Below are 16,469 nucleotides of genomic sequence, written 5' to 3'. Positions count from 1 at the left end.
CCGGGAACACGCCATGCTCTATCTTCTCGCGGAATGGCTGGGGTTCGAAGGCGCGCTCAACCTCGTGCGCTACCAGACCTTCCGCTTCGGCGCGACGCTGATGACCGCGCTCGTCATCGGGCTCATCATCGGGCCGCGCTTCATCAACATCCTGCGCGTGCGGCAGGGCAAGGGCCAGCCGATCCGCGAGGACGGGCCGCAAAGCCACCTCGCCAAGCGCGGCACGCCGACGATGGGCGGGCTGATGATCCTCGTCGCGCTCACGCTTTCGCTGGTGATGTGGATGGACTTGTCGAGCCCCTTTGTGTGGGCCTGCCTCGCGGTGACGATCGGTTTCGGAATCATCGGTTTCCTCGACGATTATGCCAAGGTGTCCAAGGCGAGCACCGGAGGGCTTTCCGGGCGGGTGCGGCTGCTGCTCGAATTCGTGGTCGCCGGCATCGCCAGCTACATCATCGTCAGCCAGATCAGCACCAATCTCTACCTGCCCTTCTTCTCCGATGTCGAGATCCCGCTGGGCCCGGCCTATTATGTCTTCGCCGCCTTCGTCATGGTCGGCGCGGGCAATGCGGTGAACCTGACTGACGGGCTCGACGGGCTCGCGATCATGCCGGTGATCATCGCGGCGGGGACGTTTGCGATCATCGCCTATCTCGTGGGCCGGGTCGATTTCTCGGGCTATCTCGGCATTCCGCACGTGCCGGGCGCGGGCGAGCTTGCGGTGTTCTGCGCCGCGATCATGGGGGCGGGGCTCGCCTTCCTGTGGTTCAACGCGCCGCCGGCAGCGGTCTTCATGGGCGACACCGGGAGCCTTGCCCTGGGCGGTGCGCTCGGCGCGATCGCGGTTGCGGCGCATCACGAGGTCGTGCTCGCCATCGTCGGCGGGCTGTTCGTGCTCGAGGCCGTGTCGGTCATCATCCAGGTTTTCTGGTTCAAGCGCACGGGGCGGCGGGTCTTCCGCATGGCGCCGATCCACCACCATTTCGAGCAATTGGGCTGGAGCGAGAGCAAGGTCGTGATCCGGTTCTGGATCATCGCCATCGTGCTTGCGCTTGCGGGCCTTGCGACCTTGAAGCTGAGGTAGGGGCGCGGGCGTGATCACTTCCCCCGCCTTCGCCGGGAAACGCTACGCGGTGCTGGGCCTCGCGCGGTCGGGCGCGGCGAGCGTCGAGGCGCTGCTGGCGAGCGGGGCGGCGGTGACGGCGTGGGACCGCGACGAGGGGCGGCGCGCGGCGTTCGAGGGGCGCTGCGACCTCGCCGATCCGCTGGGGCTGGACCTGACGGGCTTCGAGGGCGTGGTGGTGTCGCCCGGCGTGCCGCTCAACACGCACCCCATCGCCTCGCACGCGGCGAAATACGCCGTGCCCGTGATCGGCGACATCGAGCTGTTCGCGATCGCCCGCCGCGACATGGTGGAGCACCGCGTGGTCGGCATCACCGGGACCAACGGCAAGTCGACTGCCACCGCGCTCACCCACCACATCCTCGCCATGGCCGGGATCCCGGCGGTGATGGGCGGCAATATCGGCGAGCCGGTGCTTGCGCGCGAGCCGCTCGGCCCCAACGAGAACGGGGTGGGCGTCTACGTGCTCGAATTGTCGAGCTTCCAGATCGACCTTACTTTCAGCCTCGATGTCGAAGCCGCCGCGCTGACCAACATCACGCCCGACCATCTCGACCGCTATGCCGATTATGCCGCCTATGCCGCTGCGAAGGAGCGCCTGTTCGCCATGCAATCTGCGCGCGGATTCGCCGTGTTCGGGACGGACGAGGGGCCTACGGCCGCGATCCGGGCAAGGCAGGTGGAGCGGCGGGGAGAGGGGCGCGCGGTGCTGGCCGAGCTCACCCGGTTCGAGGCGCTCCAGCACGAATGGCCCGCGCTGCAGGGACCGCACAATCTCCAGAACGTCGCCGTCGCGGTCGCGCTTGCCGAGGAGCTGGGCGTGAGCGAGGCCCAGTGGCGCCACGCCCTGCCGCGCTTTCGCGGCCTGCCGCACCGGATGGAGCGGGTCTGCGAGACGGGCGGCGTGCTCTACGTCAACGATTCCAAGGCGACCAACCCGGCCTCCGCCGCGCCCGCGCTTGCCGCCTTCCCGCGCGAGTCAGGCATCAACGGCGGCGCCCCGCGTATCCACTGGATCCTCGGCGGGCTCGCCAAGGAAGAAACGCTCGCCGAATGCGAGGCGCATCTGGGCGAGATCGCGGCGGCCTACACCGTGGGCGAGGCGGGGCCGATGTTCGCCGGGCTGCTCGAAGGCCGCGTCCCGCGCGTCGAACGCTGCGAGCTGATCGCCGAGGCGGTGCGCCGCGCGGGCGAGGCGGCGCGGCCGGGCGAGGTCGTCCTGCTCTCCCCCGCCTGCGCCAGCTACGACCAGTTCCGCGATTATGAAAAGCGCGGGGAGCATTTCCGCAATCTCGTCGGCGTGATCGCCGGCTGCGAAACCTGCGCGCCCGGCGACTTCGCCGGGGAGGAAGCCTGATGGCCGGGGCGAGCGCCTTTCCCCCCTCGCGCCGGGGCGCCGCGCTCCCGCCCGCGCTGGTGCGGCGCGGCTGGCGCGAAGAGCTGCGCATCTGGTGGCGCGAGGTCGACAAGTGGCTGCTCGGCCTGATCGTGCTTCTGATGGGCTTCGGCACGCTTGCCGTCGCCGCCGCCTCGCCCGCGAGCGCCGACCAGCTTTCGACCGCTGAGGTCACGCTCGATCCGTTCCTGTTTTTGAAGCGCCACCTCGTCTTCCAGCTGCTCGGCCTCGCGCTCATGGTCGGCCTGTCCTTCATGAGCCGCGACGACGCGCGCCGCGTCGGCATCCTCGCCTTCGCCTTCATGCTGTTCCTGCTGTTCCTCGTGCCTTTCATCGGGGTCGAGAAGAACGGCTCGCGCCGCTGGCTGGAAGTGGGCATGAGCCTGCAGCCGAGCGAATTCCTCAAGCCCGGTTTCGCCATCGTGCTGGCGTGGATCCTGTCGTGGCGACTGCGCGACCCGCAGCTTCCCGTGCTCGCCTTCGCCAGCGCGCTGATGGCTCTGATCGCGGGGCTGTTGATGATGCAGCCCAACCTCGGCGAGACGATCCTGTTCGGCGGGATCTGGTTCGTCATGGTGATGCTCGCGGGCGTATCGCTGTCCCGCATCGCGGCGGTCGCGGGGGCGGGCGTCGCGCTGCTGACCGCGGCCTATTTCCTCTACGACAATGCGAGGAACCGGATCGACGCCTTCATCGGCGGGGGGACCGCCTTCGACCAGGTCGACCTTGCCTATCGCACGCTCACCAATGGCGGCTGGACCGGGACCGGGCTGTGGCTCGGCACGCGCAAGATGAACCTGCCCGAAGCGCACACCGACTACATCTTCTCGGTCATGGGCGAGGAATTCGGCCTTGCCCTGTGCGCGCTGGTGGTGGCGCTCTATTGCGCCGCCGTGCTAAAGGCGCTGATGCGGCTGGTGAACGAGGACGACCTGTTCGCCCTGCTCGCCGGGACCGGGCTGGTCGCGCAGTTCGGCGGGCAGGCTTTCATGAACGTGCTCGTCAATCTCCAGCTGTTCCCGTCCAAGGGCGCGACCTTGCCGCTCATCAGCTATGGCGGGTCTTCGATGCTGGCGGTGTGCTTCGCGCTCGGGCTATTGCTGGCGATCACCCGGCGCAATCCCTACCTCAAGCGCGAGGGCGGGGGATTGCGCGACCTGATCGAGCGCAAGGAGGAGCGCGCATGACCACTCAAACGCGCCAGACGCCCCGCACGGGCGCGAGCCGCCATTTCGTCCTCGCCGCAGGGGGCACGGGCGGGCATCTGATCCCGGCCTTTGCGCTGGCGGTCGAACTCGAAGCGCGCGGCCACCACGTCGCGCTCATCACCGACGAGCGCGGCGCGAACATTCCCGGCAAGCCCGAGGGGCTGACCGCGCACGTCCTTCCCGCCGGGCGCTTCGGAAAGAACCCGCTCAAGTGGATCGGGGGCATCCGCGCCGTGCTCGAAGGGCGCAGCATGGCGCTGCGCCTGTTCGACGCCTTCGAGCCTTCCGCCGTCATCGGCTTCGGCGGCTATCCCGCGCTTCCCGCCCTGCTCGCCGCGACGAGCGCGCAGGTGCCGAGCGTCATCCACGAACAGAACGCGGTGCTGGGCCGGGTCAACCGGCTGCTGGCAGGCCGGGTCGATGCGATCGCCACGTCTTACGAAAAGGTCGACCGGCTGAAGGCCAAGCACGCGCCCAAGGTCCACCTCACCGGCAACCCGGTGCGCGAGGAGGTGCTGGCGCTGCGCGACATCGATTTCCCCGCGCTGACCGAAGAGGGGCTGCTGCGCGTCCTCGTCACCGGCGGCAGCCAGGGCGCGCGGGTGCTGTCGCAGATCGTGCCCGACGGGCTCGCCATGCTTCCCCCGGCGCTGCGCTCGCGCCTGCAGGTTACCCAGCAATGCCGCCCGGAGGACCTCGATGCGGTCCGCACCCGCTATGCCGAGCACGATATCCCCGCCGAACTCGGGACCTATTTCGAGGATATGCACGAACGTCTCGCCGACACGCACCTGTTCATCGGGCGCGCGGGCGCTTCGACCATTGCCGAGCTGACCGGCGTTGGCCGCCCTGCGATCCTCGTGCCGCTGCCGATTGCGACCGACGACCACCAGGCGGCGAACACGCGCGAGATCGTCAAGGCGGGCGGCGCGCGGATGATCCGGCAGGAGAAATTCACGCCCAAGGAACTCGCCAAGCAGATCCAGGCGCTCGCCCAGAACCCGGCGAGCCTCGGCAACGCCGCGCACGCCGCGTTCAATTGCGGAAGGCCCGATGCGACGAAGGATTTGGCGGACCTCGTCGAGAGCCTCGGCGGGATCGACCTCATGGACGTGATCCGCGTCGGCGAGACGGCGCCGCGCGGCGCGGCGGCGGCGGTGCGCGCGCAGCCTTCGACGCGCGACGAGGATATGGCTGCGTGAGAGGCGTTCCGACCGACATCGGCACGATCCACTTCGTCGGCATTGGCGGGATCGGAATGTCCGGCATCGCCGAGGTGATGCACAATCTGGGCTATGCCGTGCAGGGCTCCGACATCGCGGAAGGCGCGAGCGTCGAGCGGCTGCGCGCGCGCGGCATCGCGGTCCATATCGGCCACGCGAAAGGCAATGTCGAAGGCGCGGCGGTGGTCGTCACTTCCACCGCCGTCAAGCGCGACAATCCCGAAGTCGTCGCCGCGTTGGAAGCGCGCATCCCCGTGGTGCGCCGGGCGGAAATGCTGGCCGAGCTGATGCGGCTGAAATCCACCGTCGCGGTCGCGGGGACGCACGGCAAGACCACCACGACGAGCATGATCGCAAGCCTGCTCGATAGGGGCGGGATCGACCCCACGGTGATAAACGGCGGGATCATCGAGCAATACGGCTCGAACGCGCGGCTGGGCGATTCGGACTGGATGGTGGTCGAAGCGGACGAGAGCGACGGCAGCTTCCTGCGCCTCGACGGGACCATCGCCGTGGTGACGAACATCGACCCCGAACATCTCGACCACTACGGCGACTTCGACGGGGTGAAGCGCGCCTTCCTCGAATTCATCCAGAACGTGCCCTTCTACGGCGCGGCGATTTTGTGCGTCGACCACCCCGAGGTGCAGGCCGTCATCGGCCAGGTGCGCGACCGCAAGGTGGTGACCTACGGCTTCTCGCTTCAGGCGGACATCTGTGGGGTCAACATTCGCGCGGAGAAGGGCGGCAACAGCTTCGACGTGATCGTGCGCCAGAGGGGTGAACACGACCGCCGGATCGAGGGCGTCCACCTGCCCATGCCGGGGCGGCACAATGTCCAGAACGCGCTCGCCGCGATCGCGGTGGCGATCGAGATGGGGTGCAGCGACGAGGTGATCCGCGAAGGCTTCGGCGCATTCGGCGGTGTGCGGCGGCGCTTTACCCGCGTCGGCGAGATCGCGCTGCCCGGCGGGTCGGCTCAGGTCATCGACGACTATGCCCACCACCCGGTCGAGATCCGCGCCGTGCTCGCCGCCGCGCGCGAGGCGGTCGCCCCCGATGGCAGCACCGGCAGCCCGGCGAACGGAGAGGGCGCGCGGGTGATCGCGGTCGCCCAGCCGCACCGCTACACCCGCCTCCACGACCTGATGGACGGCTTCCAGTCGTGCTTCAACGATGCCGACATGGTGCTTGTCACGCCGGTCTACGAAGCGGGCGAGAGCCCGATCGAAGGCGTCAGCAGCGAAGCGCTCGTCTCGGGCCTGAAATCGCGCGGCCATCGCAGCGCCGCCACGGTCGAAAGCCACGCGCAGCTAGCCGAAACGCTCGCCGCGACGCTTCGCCCCGGCGACATGGTGGTCTGTCTCGGCGCGGGGGATATCACCCGCTGGGCGGCTACCCTTGCAGGCGCGGTCCAAGCACACGTGAGGGCATGACGGAACACATGGTCCAGCCCGGCGACACCTGGAAATACGACGACGGACGCGCCCCGACCTGCGCGGTCGAGGGCGCGGTGGCGGCGCCCGTGCCGCTGGAAGGCATCCGGGGCGAGCTCACCTGCAAGGCGCCGCTCGCCAAGCTCGTCTGGTTCAAGAGCGGGGGGCAGGCCGACTGGCTGTTCGAGCCGGCCGACCTTGCCGACCTGCGCCTGTTCATCGAACGGCTGGGCGGGCAGCTTCCCGTCATGGCGCTGGGGCTGGGGTCGAACCTCATCATCCGCGACGGCGGCGTTCCGGGCATCGTCGTTCGGCTGGGCAAGCCTTTCATGACCGCCGATGCGGGCGAGGATTCGACGCTCACCTGCGGCGCGGGCGCGCCGGGCGTGCTGGTCGCCTCGACCGCGCGCGATGCGGGCATTGCGGGCCTCGAATTCCTGCGCGGGATACCCGGCACGGTGGGCGGCTTCGTGCGGATGAACGGCGGGGCCTACGGCAGCGAGGTCGCCGACGTGCTGGTCGACTGCGAGGTGATCCTGCCGGGCGGCCAGATGGTGACGCTGTCCGCGAGCGACCTCGGTTACACCTATCGCCACAGCGAGCTTCCCGACGGGGCGATCGTCGTCTCCGCCCGGTTCAAGGGGCGGCCCGGCGACCCCGAGGAAATCGGCGCGGAGATGGACCGCATCGCCGAGGCGCGCGAGAACTCGCAGCCGATCCGCACCAAGACCGGCGGTTCGACCTTCAAGAACCCGCAAGGGGCCAAGGCGTGGGAACTGGTCGATGCGGCGGGATGTCGCGGCATGACGCTGGGCGGGGCGCAGGTGAGCGAGAAGCACACCAATTTCCTCATTAACACCGGCAACGCCACCAGCGCCGATATCGAAGGGCTGGGCGAACTCGTGCGCGAGAAGGTCTACAAGAATTCGGGCGTGATGCTCGACTGGGAAATCCAGCGGGTGGGGCGGCCGTGAGCGACAGCCAACTCCACGTCGCGGTCCTGATGGGCGGCTGGGCGAACGAGCGCGAAGTGTCGCTGATGTCCGGCCGCGGTGTCGCCGAGGCGCTGCGCGCGAAGGGCTACCGCGTCACCGAAATCGACATGGGCCGCGACGTCGCCGCACGGCTCGCCGAGGCCGCGCCCGATGTCGTCTTCAACGCGCTCCACGGCGTGCCGGGCGAGGACGGGAGCGTGCAGGGGATGCTCGACCTCATGGGCCTCGCCTACACCCATTCGGGGCTCGCCACCTCGGTCATCGCGATCGACAAGCAGCTCACCAAGCAGGCGCTCGTCCCGCAAGGCATCCCGATGCCCGGCGGGCGGATCGTCGCTAGCGAGGAACTGTTCGAGCGCGACCCCCTGCCGCGCCCCTATGTCCTGAAGCCCGTCAACGAAGGCTCCTCGGTCGGAGTCGCGATCGTCACCGACGACAGCGAATGCGGCAATCCCATCGTGCGCGAGGCACCGGGGCCGTGGCGGGAATTCGCCGAGCTCCTCGCCGAACCCTTCATCAAGGGGCGCGAGCTCACCACCGCCGTGATCGACGGGGCGGACGGCCCGCGCGCGCTGGGCGTCACCGAACTCGTCATCGCCGAAGGCTTCTACGATTACGAGCACAAGTACACCGAAGGCCGCACCGAGCACGTCTGCCCCGCGCGGATCCCGCCCGAAATCGCCGCCTTGTGCGAGCAATATGCGCTGAAGGCGCACAAGGTGCTCGGCTGCCACGGCACCAGCCGGACCGATTTCCGCTGGGACGACGAGCTGGGCGAAGAGGGCCTGTTCGTGCTCGAAACCAACACCCAGCCCGGCATGACTCCCTTAAGCCTCGTTCCCGAACAGGCGAGCCACGCGGGGATCGACTATGCCGATCTCGTCGACCTGCTGGTGAAGGAGGCGCTGCGGGTCCACGCTTCCAAGGAGAAGGCGAATGGCTAACCGGATCAGGCGTTCGGACGGCAGGGGCGTGCGGCGCGCGGCGAAATCGCAGAGCCGCGCCGCGGGCGCGCGCCGGGCCAAGGCGAAGACCAGCGGCGTGCTCGACAGGGCGATGGGCCTGCTGCCCTTCACCGAAGAGCAATGGACCCGCATCTGGCTCTCGGTCATCATCGGTGCAGGCGTAGCGCTCGGCTTCGTCATCGCCAATTTCGCGGGGCTCCCCGCGCTCGCCGAAGCCGAAGTCGCGCGCATGGCATCGGGCGCGGGCTTCGAGGTGCGCCGCGTGCGCGTCACCGGCACGAACCGCATGGACGAGCGCGAAGTCTATGCCCGAGCGCTCGCACAGCGCGACCGCGCCATGCCCGAAGTCGATGTCGAGGCGCTGCGCGCCGAATTGCTCGACCTTCCCTGGGTCGCGGATGCGCGGGTGTCGAAACAGCTCCCCGAAACGCTCGCCATCGATATCGTCGAGCGCGAACCCCATGCCGTGCTGGTCAAGCCCGACCGGCTGGTGCTGGTCGACATCACCGGCCACGAACTCTCCATCGTCGCGCCCGAGGATGCCGCCGACCGGCTTCGTATCTCCGGCCCCGGCGCGGGCCGGCAGGTGGCCGCGCTCGACCGCCTGCTCGCCGCCGCGCCTGCGCTCGCGCCCAAGGTCGAGGCGGCCGAATGGGTCGGCAACCGGCGCTGGAACGTGACTTTCGAAAGCGGCCAGGTGCTCGCCCTTCCCGAAGGCGAGAACGAGGCGGCGAGCGCGCTCGTCAAATTCGCCCGGATGGACGGGCAGAACCGGCTCATCGGCGGCAAGGTCGCAAGCTTCGACATGAGGAACCCGCCGCGCGTCTATATGCGCGTGCCCGGCCGCGGCGAGCGCGTGCTGGCGGACGCCTCGGACACGTCGAGCGGTGAGGGAGGCCAATAGTGGCGAAGTCTTCGGCAGGCGGCGCGCGCGGCGCCGGCAGGGGACCGCGCATCACCCGCACGATCGGCGCGGTCAATGTCGGCTCGTTCCGCATTTCCGCTATGATCATGGGCGAGGCCGACAATGGCGACCTCGTCCTGCTGGGGTCGGGCCACCGCGCCAGCAAGGGCGTGAAGAAGGGCTATGTCGTCGACATGGACGCCGCGAGCTTCGCCATCCGCGACGCGGTCGAGCGGGCCGAGAAGAGCGCCGGTGCAAGCGTCAACGGCGTGTGGATCGCCTGCGCCGGGGCGGGGCTGAAAAGCGACGTGAAAAGCGTCGAGACCGAGATCGGCGGGCGGCGGATCGAGGAGGAGGATGTGGAACACCTCCTCTACCTTGCGCGCGGGGCGATCCAGCCCGACGGGCGCACCGTGCTCCACGCCCAGCCGGCGCATTACACGCTCGACGGGGCGCACGGCGTCGCCAATCCGCGCGGGCTTCATGCCGAAAGGCTCGGCGTCGACATCCACGTGATGCTCGCCGACGGCGCGCCGGTGAAGAACCTCATGGAAGCGGTCCAGAACGCGCATCTCGATGTCGAGGGCGTGGTCGCCGCCCCGCTCGCGGCGGGCTATGCCTGCCTTTCGGAGGAAGAGCGCGAACTCGGCGTCGCGCTGGTCGAGATCGGGGCGGACGTCACCAATGTCTCGGTCTTCGCCGGCGGGATGCTGCTCGGCCTTGCGGCGCTGCCGATGGGCTCGGGCGACATCACCGATGCGGTGGCGAGCGCTTTCGGCATCCGCCGTTCGGAAGCCGAACGGCTGAAATGCGTGTCGGGTTCGGCGATCGCGTCGCCGAGCGACCACCGCGAGATGATCGCGCTGACCGGGCCGGACGGGATGGACGGCTCCGCCACGGTCGCGCGCGGGGCCGACGACCGCGGGCGGATCGCGCGCGCAGAGCTCGTCTCGGTCATCACCCAGCATCTCGCCCGGCTCACGACCGAAATCGGCAAGGCGTTGAAATCCATGGGCTTCAGCGGTATGCGCGCGGGGCAGGTCGTGCTCACCGGCGGGGGCGCGGAACTCGCCGGGCTCGCCGAATTCGCGCAAGGCGCGCTCGGGATGCCTGTGCGGATCGGCCGCCCGCCCGCTTTCGAGGGCCTGCCCGAAGCGCACGCCAAGCCGGGGTTTGCGACGCTGGCTGGTCTGTGCCTCTATGCCGCGGACGATCCGGTGGACATCCGCGCGCTGGGCGACCGTTTTGCCCGCACGCGGGTGGCGGGTGCGCCGGGCGGGACTTTCGCCGTCACCCGGCTGCTGCGCGCGCTGAAGGAGTATTTCTGACCGCGCGCGCGTCTCCCGCGAACCTGTCGCGCGCGGCGCGGATGTGGCATGGTTTCGGGCGCGCACCGGGGCAAAAGCATAAGGGCCGCTGTGGATAAGGGTTAAGACGGTATAAACCGCAAGCCACGATTGTGTCAGAGAATCGCAAAAAGCCCGGAATTCCGTGAAAAGCGGGACGGCGGCCGGAGGAAGAACGGATGAGCATCAATATTGGACCCGCCGCGGCAGAGGAACTCGCGCCCCGCATCACCGTGATCGGGGTCGGCGGCGCCGGCGGCAACGCGATCGCCAACATGATCGCGGCCGAGATCGAAGGCGTCGATTTCATCGTCGCAAACACCGACGCGCAGTCGCTCAGCAGCTCCCCTGCGGAAAAGCGCATCCAGCTCGGCCCGGACATCACCGGCGGGCTCGGCGCGGGCGCCCGGCCCGAAGTCGGCAAGGCCGCAGCGGAGGAAACCGTCGCCGAGATCGAGGAGGCGCTCGACGGCGTCAATATGTGCTTTATCGCCGCCGGCATGGGCGGCGGGACCGGGACGGGCGCAGCGCCCGTCATCGCCGAAGCCGCGCGGCGCAAGGGCGTGCTCACGGTCGGCGTCGTGACCAAGCCCTTCCTGTTTGAAGGCACGCGCCGGATGCGCGCCGCCGAAGCCGGGATCGCCGAACTCCAGCAGTGCGTCGACACGCTGATCGTCATTCCCAACCAGAATCTCTTCCTCGTCGCCAAGGCGGAAACGACCTTCAAGGAGGCATTCCAGCTCGCCGACGAGGTGCTGCAGCAGGGCGTGCGCTCGATTACCGACCTGATGGTCATGCCGGGCCTCATCAATCTCGATTTCGCCGACGTGCGTTCGGTGATGAGCGAGATGGGCAAGGCGATGATGGGCACCGGCGAGGGCGAAGGCGAGAACCGCGCGCTCGAAGCGGCCGAACAGGCGATCGCCAACCCGCTCCTGGACGGCGTGTCGATGCAGGGCGCGAAGGGCGTCATCATCTCGATCATCGGCGGCGAGGACATGAAGCTGCTCGAGGTCGACGAGGCGGCCAATCACATCCGCGAACTGGTCGACGAGGACGCGAACATCATCTGGGGCAGCGCCTTCAATCCCGATCTCGACGGCAAGATCCGCGTCTCCGTGGTGGCCACCGGCATCGAACAGGGCGCTTCGTCCGCGCATGACCGCAGCCCGGCGGGCGCGGCGATCGGCAGCGGTCTCGGCGCAGGGCTCGGCGGCTCGCGCGCGCCCAAGCGGCCCGTGCTCGAACTGCCGGGCGAAAGCGAACTCGATGCGCCGAGCGTGCCCGAGCCCGAGGCGGGCGCGACTGCAGAACCCGACCTCGCGGTCCCCGCTCCCACCCCTGCGGAAGAGGGCGAGCACGGCGAGGCCGAGGAGGATTACAGCGAGCCTTTCGACCTCACCGGGATGCAGGCGGGCGACGACATGGGCGAGCCCGAGGACGACGACGTCGACGATATCGTCGACCCGCTCGCCGGCCTGCGCGGAGCGGAGGAAGAAGACGAGGAACCGCTCGACCTGACCGGCGAATATGCCGAATACGCCGAAGCCGAGGACGACAGCGACAGCGCGGCCGACGACGGGCAGAGCGACCTGCTGGCCGATGCCGACCGCCTGGCCAAGACCGACGGCCCGGTTTCGCCGCGCCGGGGCGAACGCCGCCGCGGATTGCTTGGTGGCAGCGGCGACGCCGGAGACGGCGGCGATGCCGCACCGGGTGGCGGCTCGGCGGGGGGCAGCACCCTGTTCGAACGCATGGCGAGCCTTTCGCGCAGCACGGCGCGCGACGAGGACGACGACGACGAGGACGACGACGACGCCACCGCCCTCAGCATCCCGCGCTTTCTCGACCGGCAGAACAACCAGTAGGCGAGGCCCGGCGCGCCGCGCGCGGGCTCTGCAAACGCTTCGTCGATTTCTCCGCGCCGCCTGCCGCGCCGGCGATGCTGGGGGTCTGGCGCAGGGCGGCCGGGTGACTAGTTCCCGCTTTCGCATGAAAACCGCCGTGATACCCCGCCGTCTGCCGCTGGCCGCGCTTGCCGCCGTCCTGCCTGCGTTTATCGCGGCGCATCCCGCCACGGCGCAGGAAGTGACCTCGCGCGAGGTCGTGCAGCCGCTTCCCTCGCCCGAAATCCAGCGGTTGAACCGCGCGCTGATGGAACTCGCCCGTGCGCCCAAGAGCCTCGATGCGCTGGTCGAGGCGGGCGATGCCTCGCTTGCGGCGGGCGATCTCGATGCGGCAATGGGTTTCTATGGGCGGGCCGACGATCTCGATGCGAACAATGCCCGGGTGAAGCTCGGCATCGCAGCGGTCTACCTGCGTTCGGGGCGTCCTGTCGAGGCACTCGAAGCCTTCGCCCTTGCCGAGCGCGCCGGGGCGAAGCCGCCCGAATACGCCCGCGACCGCGGGCTCGCCTACGACCTCGTCGGCGACCACGCACGGGCCCGCACGGCCTACGAAGAGGCGCTCGCGGTGGGTCGCGAAGACCCGGAGACGCGCCGCCGCCTCGCGCTCAGTTTCGCCATCGCGGGCAACCGGGCGGGGTTCGAGGACACGCTGCGCCCGCTGCTCGACGCGCGCGATTACGCCGCCTTCCGCACCCGCGCCTTCGGCCTTGCGATCCTCGGGGACCAGGCGCGCGCGGCGGCGATCGTCGATGCGGTGATGCCGCGCGACCTTGCCGGGCGGCTTACGCCCTATCTCGCCTATATGCCGCGCCTGACCCCGGCCCAGCAGGCCGCGGCGGCCAATCTCGGGATCTTCCCGCGCGCGGCGGAAATCGGGCGCGAGGATCCGCGCATCGCCCGTTTCGCGCGCGAGGCCGAAGCCGACCGGCGGCTCGAACCGGCGGGCGCGCCGCTCGGCACGCGCTTCGCCGAGGTAGAGCCCGAATCCCCCGCCGAGACCGCAGCGAAGGCTATTCCTCAGGCCGGGGACGCTGGCGAAGCGCAGCCGCTTGCGCCGACCCCTGGGCCGGCCGCCGCGGCTGCGGAGGTTCGGCCCGGCTTCGACCTGGCGCAGGCGGCCAGCCGCCCGGTCGTCCAGCCGCTTCCCCAGCCGAAGGTCGCCGATGCCTTCGCCGATCTCGACACGGACGAGCTGCCCGCCGCCGAAAAGCCGCCCGAGGCGGTCGATATAGCCGCGATCGAGGTTCCGCGCGAAAAGCCGCCGGAGCCCGAGCCCCCCGCCCATCCGCGGCGCATCTGGGTGCAGGTGGCGACCGGGCAGGATCTCGAGGCGCTGAAATTCGACTGGCGCCGGATCGCGCGCGCGGCTGGCGGGCTGCTCGACGGTTACACCCCGCACACGACTCCGTGGGGGCAGGCGAACCGGCTGCTCGCCGGCCCGCTGAAGGGTGAAGGCGAGGCGCGCGAAATGGTCAATGCGCTGAAAGCGAAGGGGCTCGACACCTTCCCCTTCACGAGTCCGGAAGGCAAGGAAATACAACAGCTTGACTGACCGCGCCGCGCGCGCGACGGGTCCGCCCCGCTTCTGTCCCCGGCTTTCTGTGCACAGGGTTTGAACAGCCGAAATCGCTTCTCCCCAAGCCGCGCGGGCAAGCGTGTTGCCAATCGGCAAAGGCCGTGCGCATTCCTGGCCGCGATGCAAAGGACCAGCACCAAACAAAGAGAGCGCGCATGATGCCGCGCCGCGACCATTCCCATAACCACAGGGACGACGCCGCCCCGCTCGATATGCTCGCCGCGCTGTTCGAGGCGCGCGGCTGGCCGTGCGAGATCGTCTCCGATGACGAGATGTCCGGCGAAATCCAGGGGGCATGGGCGAAATACCAGTTGCGCGCGATATGGCGGGGCGCGGACAATGTCCTGCAGTTCCTCTGCCTGCCCGACATCCGGGTGGGGCCGGAAAAGCGCGCGGCGGCCTATGAACTGCTCAGCCTCGTCAATGAACAGATGTGGCTGGGGCATTTCGACATCTGGTCGAATGGCGATGTGCTGCTCTATCGCCATGGCGCTTTGCTGAGCGATGATGGGATGCTCTCGCTCGACCAGGCGCAGGCGCTGGTCGAGTGCGCGCTCGACGAATGCGACCGGTTCTACCCCGCTTTCCAGTTCGTGCTGTGGGGCGACAAGGCCGCGCGCGAGGCGCTCGACGCGGCGCTGGTCGATGCGGCTGGCGAAGCATAGGCCGCGCGGGTGGAGCGGCTCCTTCTCATCGGCTGCGGCAACATGGCGGGCGCGATGCTCGCCGGGTGGCTGCGGGCGGGCTTAGCCCCTGCGCGCTTCGCCGTGCTCGACCCCGCGCTCGAAACCGCGCCCGAAGGCGTTGCGCTGTTTGGCACTCCGCAAGAGGCGGAGAGGGCGGGCCATGACGCGGTCCTGCTCGGGTTCAAGCCGCAGCAATTGCGCGCGCTCGCGCCGACGCTCCAGCGGCTCGCGGGGCCGGGCGTGGCGGTTCATTCGCTGCTCGGCGGGGTGACGCTGGCGCAGGTCGCCGCCGCCTTTCCCGAGGCGCGCGCCCATGTCCGGGTCATGCCCAATCTCGCCGCGCGGATCGGCAAGTCGCCGGTGATCCTTGCCGAACAGGGGCTTGCCGAAGCCGAGCGCGAGGAGCTGCGCGCCTTTTACCACGCGCTCGGCCTCGCGGTGTGGGAGGCTGACGAGACGCGCTTCGACCTCGTCACCGCGCTCGCGGGGTCGGGGCCGGCCTTCGTCTACCGCTTCATCGACGCGCTCGCGGGTGCTGCCAGCGACCTCGGCCTTGACGAAGGCGATGCGACCCGGCTCGCCACCGTCATGGTTGAAGGCGCGGCGAGCCTTGCCGCCGCTGCGGACGTTGCGCCGGGCGCGCTGGCCGACCGGGTTGCCAGCCCCGGCGGGATGACGCGCGAGGGGATGAACGTGCTCGACCGCGAGGACGCGCTGCGCCGCCTGCTCGCCGAGACCCTGCGCGCGACGGCGGACAAGGGCGCGGCGCTCTCACGCGAGGTGGGTTGAGCGCGCCCTCGTTCATCTGCGGGCAATCGAGGGTTAACGCGGGGCAAGGATCGCCTGCCGGTTTCGCTTGAAAAGCAGGGGCGAAGCTCCGATATTGCGGACCATAAGGCGCGGGCACGAACCGCGCCGCTTTTGGAGAAAAAGGTTCCACGATGGCTGATTGGAAGAACACAGAGCGCACCGACCGCTTCGGCTCGGTGCCGCGCGCGGGCGGCGACGTCCAGGGCCGCGCGACCTACGACGAGGGCCTGCGCAAGCATATGCTCTCGATCTACAACTACATGGCCTCGGGCGTGCTGCTGACCGGCATCGTCGCGCTGCTCGCGGCGGAAAGCGGGATCACCCTTGCGCTGGCTTCGAGCGGCATCTGGTTCGTGATCGCGCTGGCGCCGCTGGGCTTCATCCTCGCGATGAGTTTCGGCCTCCACAAGATGAGCCGTTCGACGCTGCAGATCGTCTTCTGGTCCTTCGCGACCGTCATGGGTCTGTCGATGTCGACGATCTTCCTGCGCTTCACCAACGAATCGATCGCGATGACCTTCTTCGCGACCGCCGGTGCCTTCGCCGGCCTGTCGCTGTGGGGTTACACCACGAAGAAGGATCTGTCGGGCTTCGGCACGTTCCTGATCATGGGCGTGGTCGGCCTTTTGATCGCCATGCTGCTCAACTTCTTCCTGCAGTCGGGTGCGCTCGCGCTGGTCATCAGCGTGCTCGGCGTTCTCATCTTCGCGGGCCTGACCGCGTGGGACACGCAGCGGCTGAAGAACGAATACCAGTATGTCCGCGGGACCGAATATGCCGGTAAGGCTGTGATCATGGGTGCGACGAGCCTCTATCTCGACTTCATCAATATGTTCATGTTCCTGCTCAACCTGCTCGGCAACCGCGAATAAGGGGAAGCTCACGAGGCGTCTT

General features: G+C 69.1%; 14 protein-coding genes. All 14 read left to right on the top strand.

The genetic code is table 11. The features are described from left to right. Positions 1-13: 13 nt before the first annotated feature. The 14 genes from mraY (at position 14) to G9473_RS09080 (ending at position 16,447) form a co-directional block, all read left to right on the top strand. Entirely contained in the window at positions 14-1,084 is a 1,071-nt protein-coding gene (gene mraY, locus G9473_RS09145; RefSeq protein ID WP_291132687.1) for a phospho-N-acetylmuramoyl-pentapeptide-transferase, read from the top strand. Positions 1,085-1,094: 10 nt separating this feature from the next. Then, positions 1,095-2,480, top strand: coding sequence for a UDP-N-acetylmuramoyl-L-alanine--D-glutamate ligase (murD, locus tag G9473_RS09140; protein ID WP_291132685.1), 1,386 nt, complete (start codon positions 1,095-1,097; stop codon positions 2,478-2,480). After that, a complete protein-coding gene (locus G9473_RS09135) occupies positions 2,480-3,706 on the top strand; it encodes an FtsW/RodA/SpoVE family cell cycle protein (protein WP_291132683.1) in 1,227 nt (408 codons plus the stop codon). Before murD ends, G9473_RS09135 begins: the two co-directional genes overlap by 1 nt. Then, positions 3,703-4,929 (top strand): undecaprenyldiphospho-muramoylpentapeptide beta-N-acetylglucosaminyltransferase, encoded by a 1,227-nt coding sequence (gene murG / locus G9473_RS09130; protein ID WP_291132681.1) that lies wholly within the window; start codon positions 3,703-3,705, stop codon positions 4,927-4,929. Before G9473_RS09135 ends, murG begins: the two co-directional genes overlap by 4 nt. Next, positions 4,926-6,386 (top strand): UDP-N-acetylmuramate--L-alanine ligase, encoded by a 1,461-nt coding sequence (gene murC, locus G9473_RS09125; RefSeq protein ID WP_291132679.1) that lies wholly within the window; start codon positions 4,926-4,928, stop codon positions 6,384-6,386. The genes murG and murC overlap by 4 nt, the downstream gene beginning before the upstream one ends. Continuing rightward, positions 6,383-7,360, top strand: a complete 978-nt coding sequence (murB, locus tag G9473_RS09120; RefSeq protein ID WP_291132678.1) for a UDP-N-acetylmuramate dehydrogenase — start codon at positions 6,383-6,385, stop codon at positions 7,358-7,360. The genes murC and murB overlap by 4 nt, the downstream gene beginning before the upstream one ends. A 29-nt stretch (positions 7,361-7,389) precedes the next feature. After that, positions 7,390-8,325 carry a D-alanine--D-alanine ligase gene (locus G9473_RS09115; RefSeq protein ID WP_291138376.1) on the top strand — a complete coding sequence of 312 codons (936 nt, stop codon included), beginning with the start codon at positions 7,390-7,392 and terminating at the stop codon, positions 8,323-8,325. Then, entirely contained in the window at positions 8,318-9,250 is a 933-nt protein-coding gene (locus G9473_RS09110; protein ID WP_291132677.1) for an FtsQ-type POTRA domain-containing protein, read from the top strand. The genes G9473_RS09115 and G9473_RS09110 overlap by 8 nt, the downstream gene beginning before the upstream one ends. Further along, complete coding sequence (ftsA, locus tag G9473_RS09105) at positions 9,250-10,578, top strand: cell division protein FtsA (protein ID WP_291132675.1); 1,329 nt, start codon at positions 9,250-9,252, stop codon at positions 10,576-10,578. The genes G9473_RS09110 and ftsA overlap by 1 nt, the downstream gene beginning before the upstream one ends. A 197-nt stretch (positions 10,579-10,775) precedes the next feature. Continuing rightward, complete coding sequence (ftsZ, locus tag G9473_RS09100) at positions 10,776-12,464, top strand: cell division protein FtsZ (protein ID WP_291132673.1); 1,689 nt, start codon at positions 10,776-10,778, stop codon at positions 12,462-12,464. A gap of 124 nt (positions 12,465-12,588) precedes the next feature. Next, positions 12,589-14,055, top strand: coding sequence for a tetratricopeptide repeat protein (locus G9473_RS09095; protein ID WP_291132671.1), 1,467 nt, complete (start codon positions 12,589-12,591; stop codon positions 14,053-14,055). Positions 14,056-14,237: 182 nt separating this feature from the next. Next, the gene (locus tag G9473_RS09090) at positions 14,238-14,744 is read left to right on the top strand and encodes a YbjN domain-containing protein (protein WP_291138373.1); all 507 of its coding nucleotides are present in this window, start codon (positions 14,238-14,240) and stop codon (positions 14,742-14,744) included. A 9-nt stretch (positions 14,745-14,753) separates the two neighbouring features. After that, the gene (locus tag G9473_RS09085; protein WP_291132670.1) at positions 14,754-15,554 is read left to right on the top strand and encodes a pyrroline-5-carboxylate reductase dimerization domain-containing protein; all 801 of its coding nucleotides are present in this window, start codon (positions 14,754-14,756) and stop codon (positions 15,552-15,554) included. A 152-nt stretch (positions 15,555-15,706) separates the two neighbouring features. Continuing rightward, positions 15,707-16,447, top strand: a complete 741-nt coding sequence (locus G9473_RS09080) for a Bax inhibitor-1/YccA family protein (RefSeq protein WP_291132669.1) — start codon at positions 15,707-15,709, stop codon at positions 16,445-16,447. The last annotated feature ends 22 nt before the right edge of the window (positions 16,448-16,469 follow it).

This window comes from Erythrobacter sp. (assembly GCF_011765465.1).
Lineage (GTDB): Bacteria > Pseudomonadota > Alphaproteobacteria > Sphingomonadales > Sphingomonadaceae > Erythrobacter.
The sequence above is the reverse complement of the archived record's forward strand: the minus strand, read 5'-3'. Positions and strand labels throughout refer to the sequence as shown.

Excerpts from the sequence above, each read along its gene's own strand:
- mraY (WP_291132687.1), top strand. The coding sequence starts at position 14 with ATGCTCTATCTTCTCGCGGAATGGCTGGGGTTCGAAGGCGCGCTCAAC.
- G9473_RS09135 (WP_291132683.1), top strand. The coding sequence starts at position 2,480 with ATGGCCGGGGCGAGCGCCTTTCCCCCCTCGCGCCGGGGCGCCGCGCTC.
- murG (WP_291132681.1), top strand. The coding sequence starts at position 3,703 with ATGACCACTCAAACGCGCCAGACGCCCCGCACGGGCGCGAGCCGCCAT.
- murB (WP_291132678.1), top strand. The coding sequence starts at position 6,383 with ATGACGGAACACATGGTCCAGCCCGGCGACACCTGGAAATACGACGAC.
- G9473_RS09115 (WP_291138376.1), top strand. The coding sequence starts at position 7,390 with ATGGGCGGCTGGGCGAACGAGCGCGAAGTGTCGCTGATGTCCGGCCGC.
- G9473_RS09110 (WP_291132677.1), top strand. The coding sequence starts at position 8,318 with ATGGCTAACCGGATCAGGCGTTCGGACGGCAGGGGCGTGCGGCGCGCG.
- ftsZ (WP_291132673.1), top strand. The coding sequence starts at position 10,776 with ATGAGCATCAATATTGGACCCGCCGCGGCAGAGGAACTCGCGCCCCGC.
- G9473_RS09095 (WP_291132671.1), top strand. The coding sequence starts at position 12,589 with ATGAAAACCGCCGTGATACCCCGCCGTCTGCCGCTGGCCGCGCTTGCC.
- G9473_RS09090 (WP_291138373.1), top strand. The coding sequence starts at position 14,238 with ATGCCGCGCCGCGACCATTCCCATAACCACAGGGACGACGCCGCCCCG.
- G9473_RS09080 (WP_291132669.1), top strand. The coding sequence starts at position 15,707 with ATGGCTGATTGGAAGAACACAGAGCGCACCGACCGCTTCGGCTCGGTG.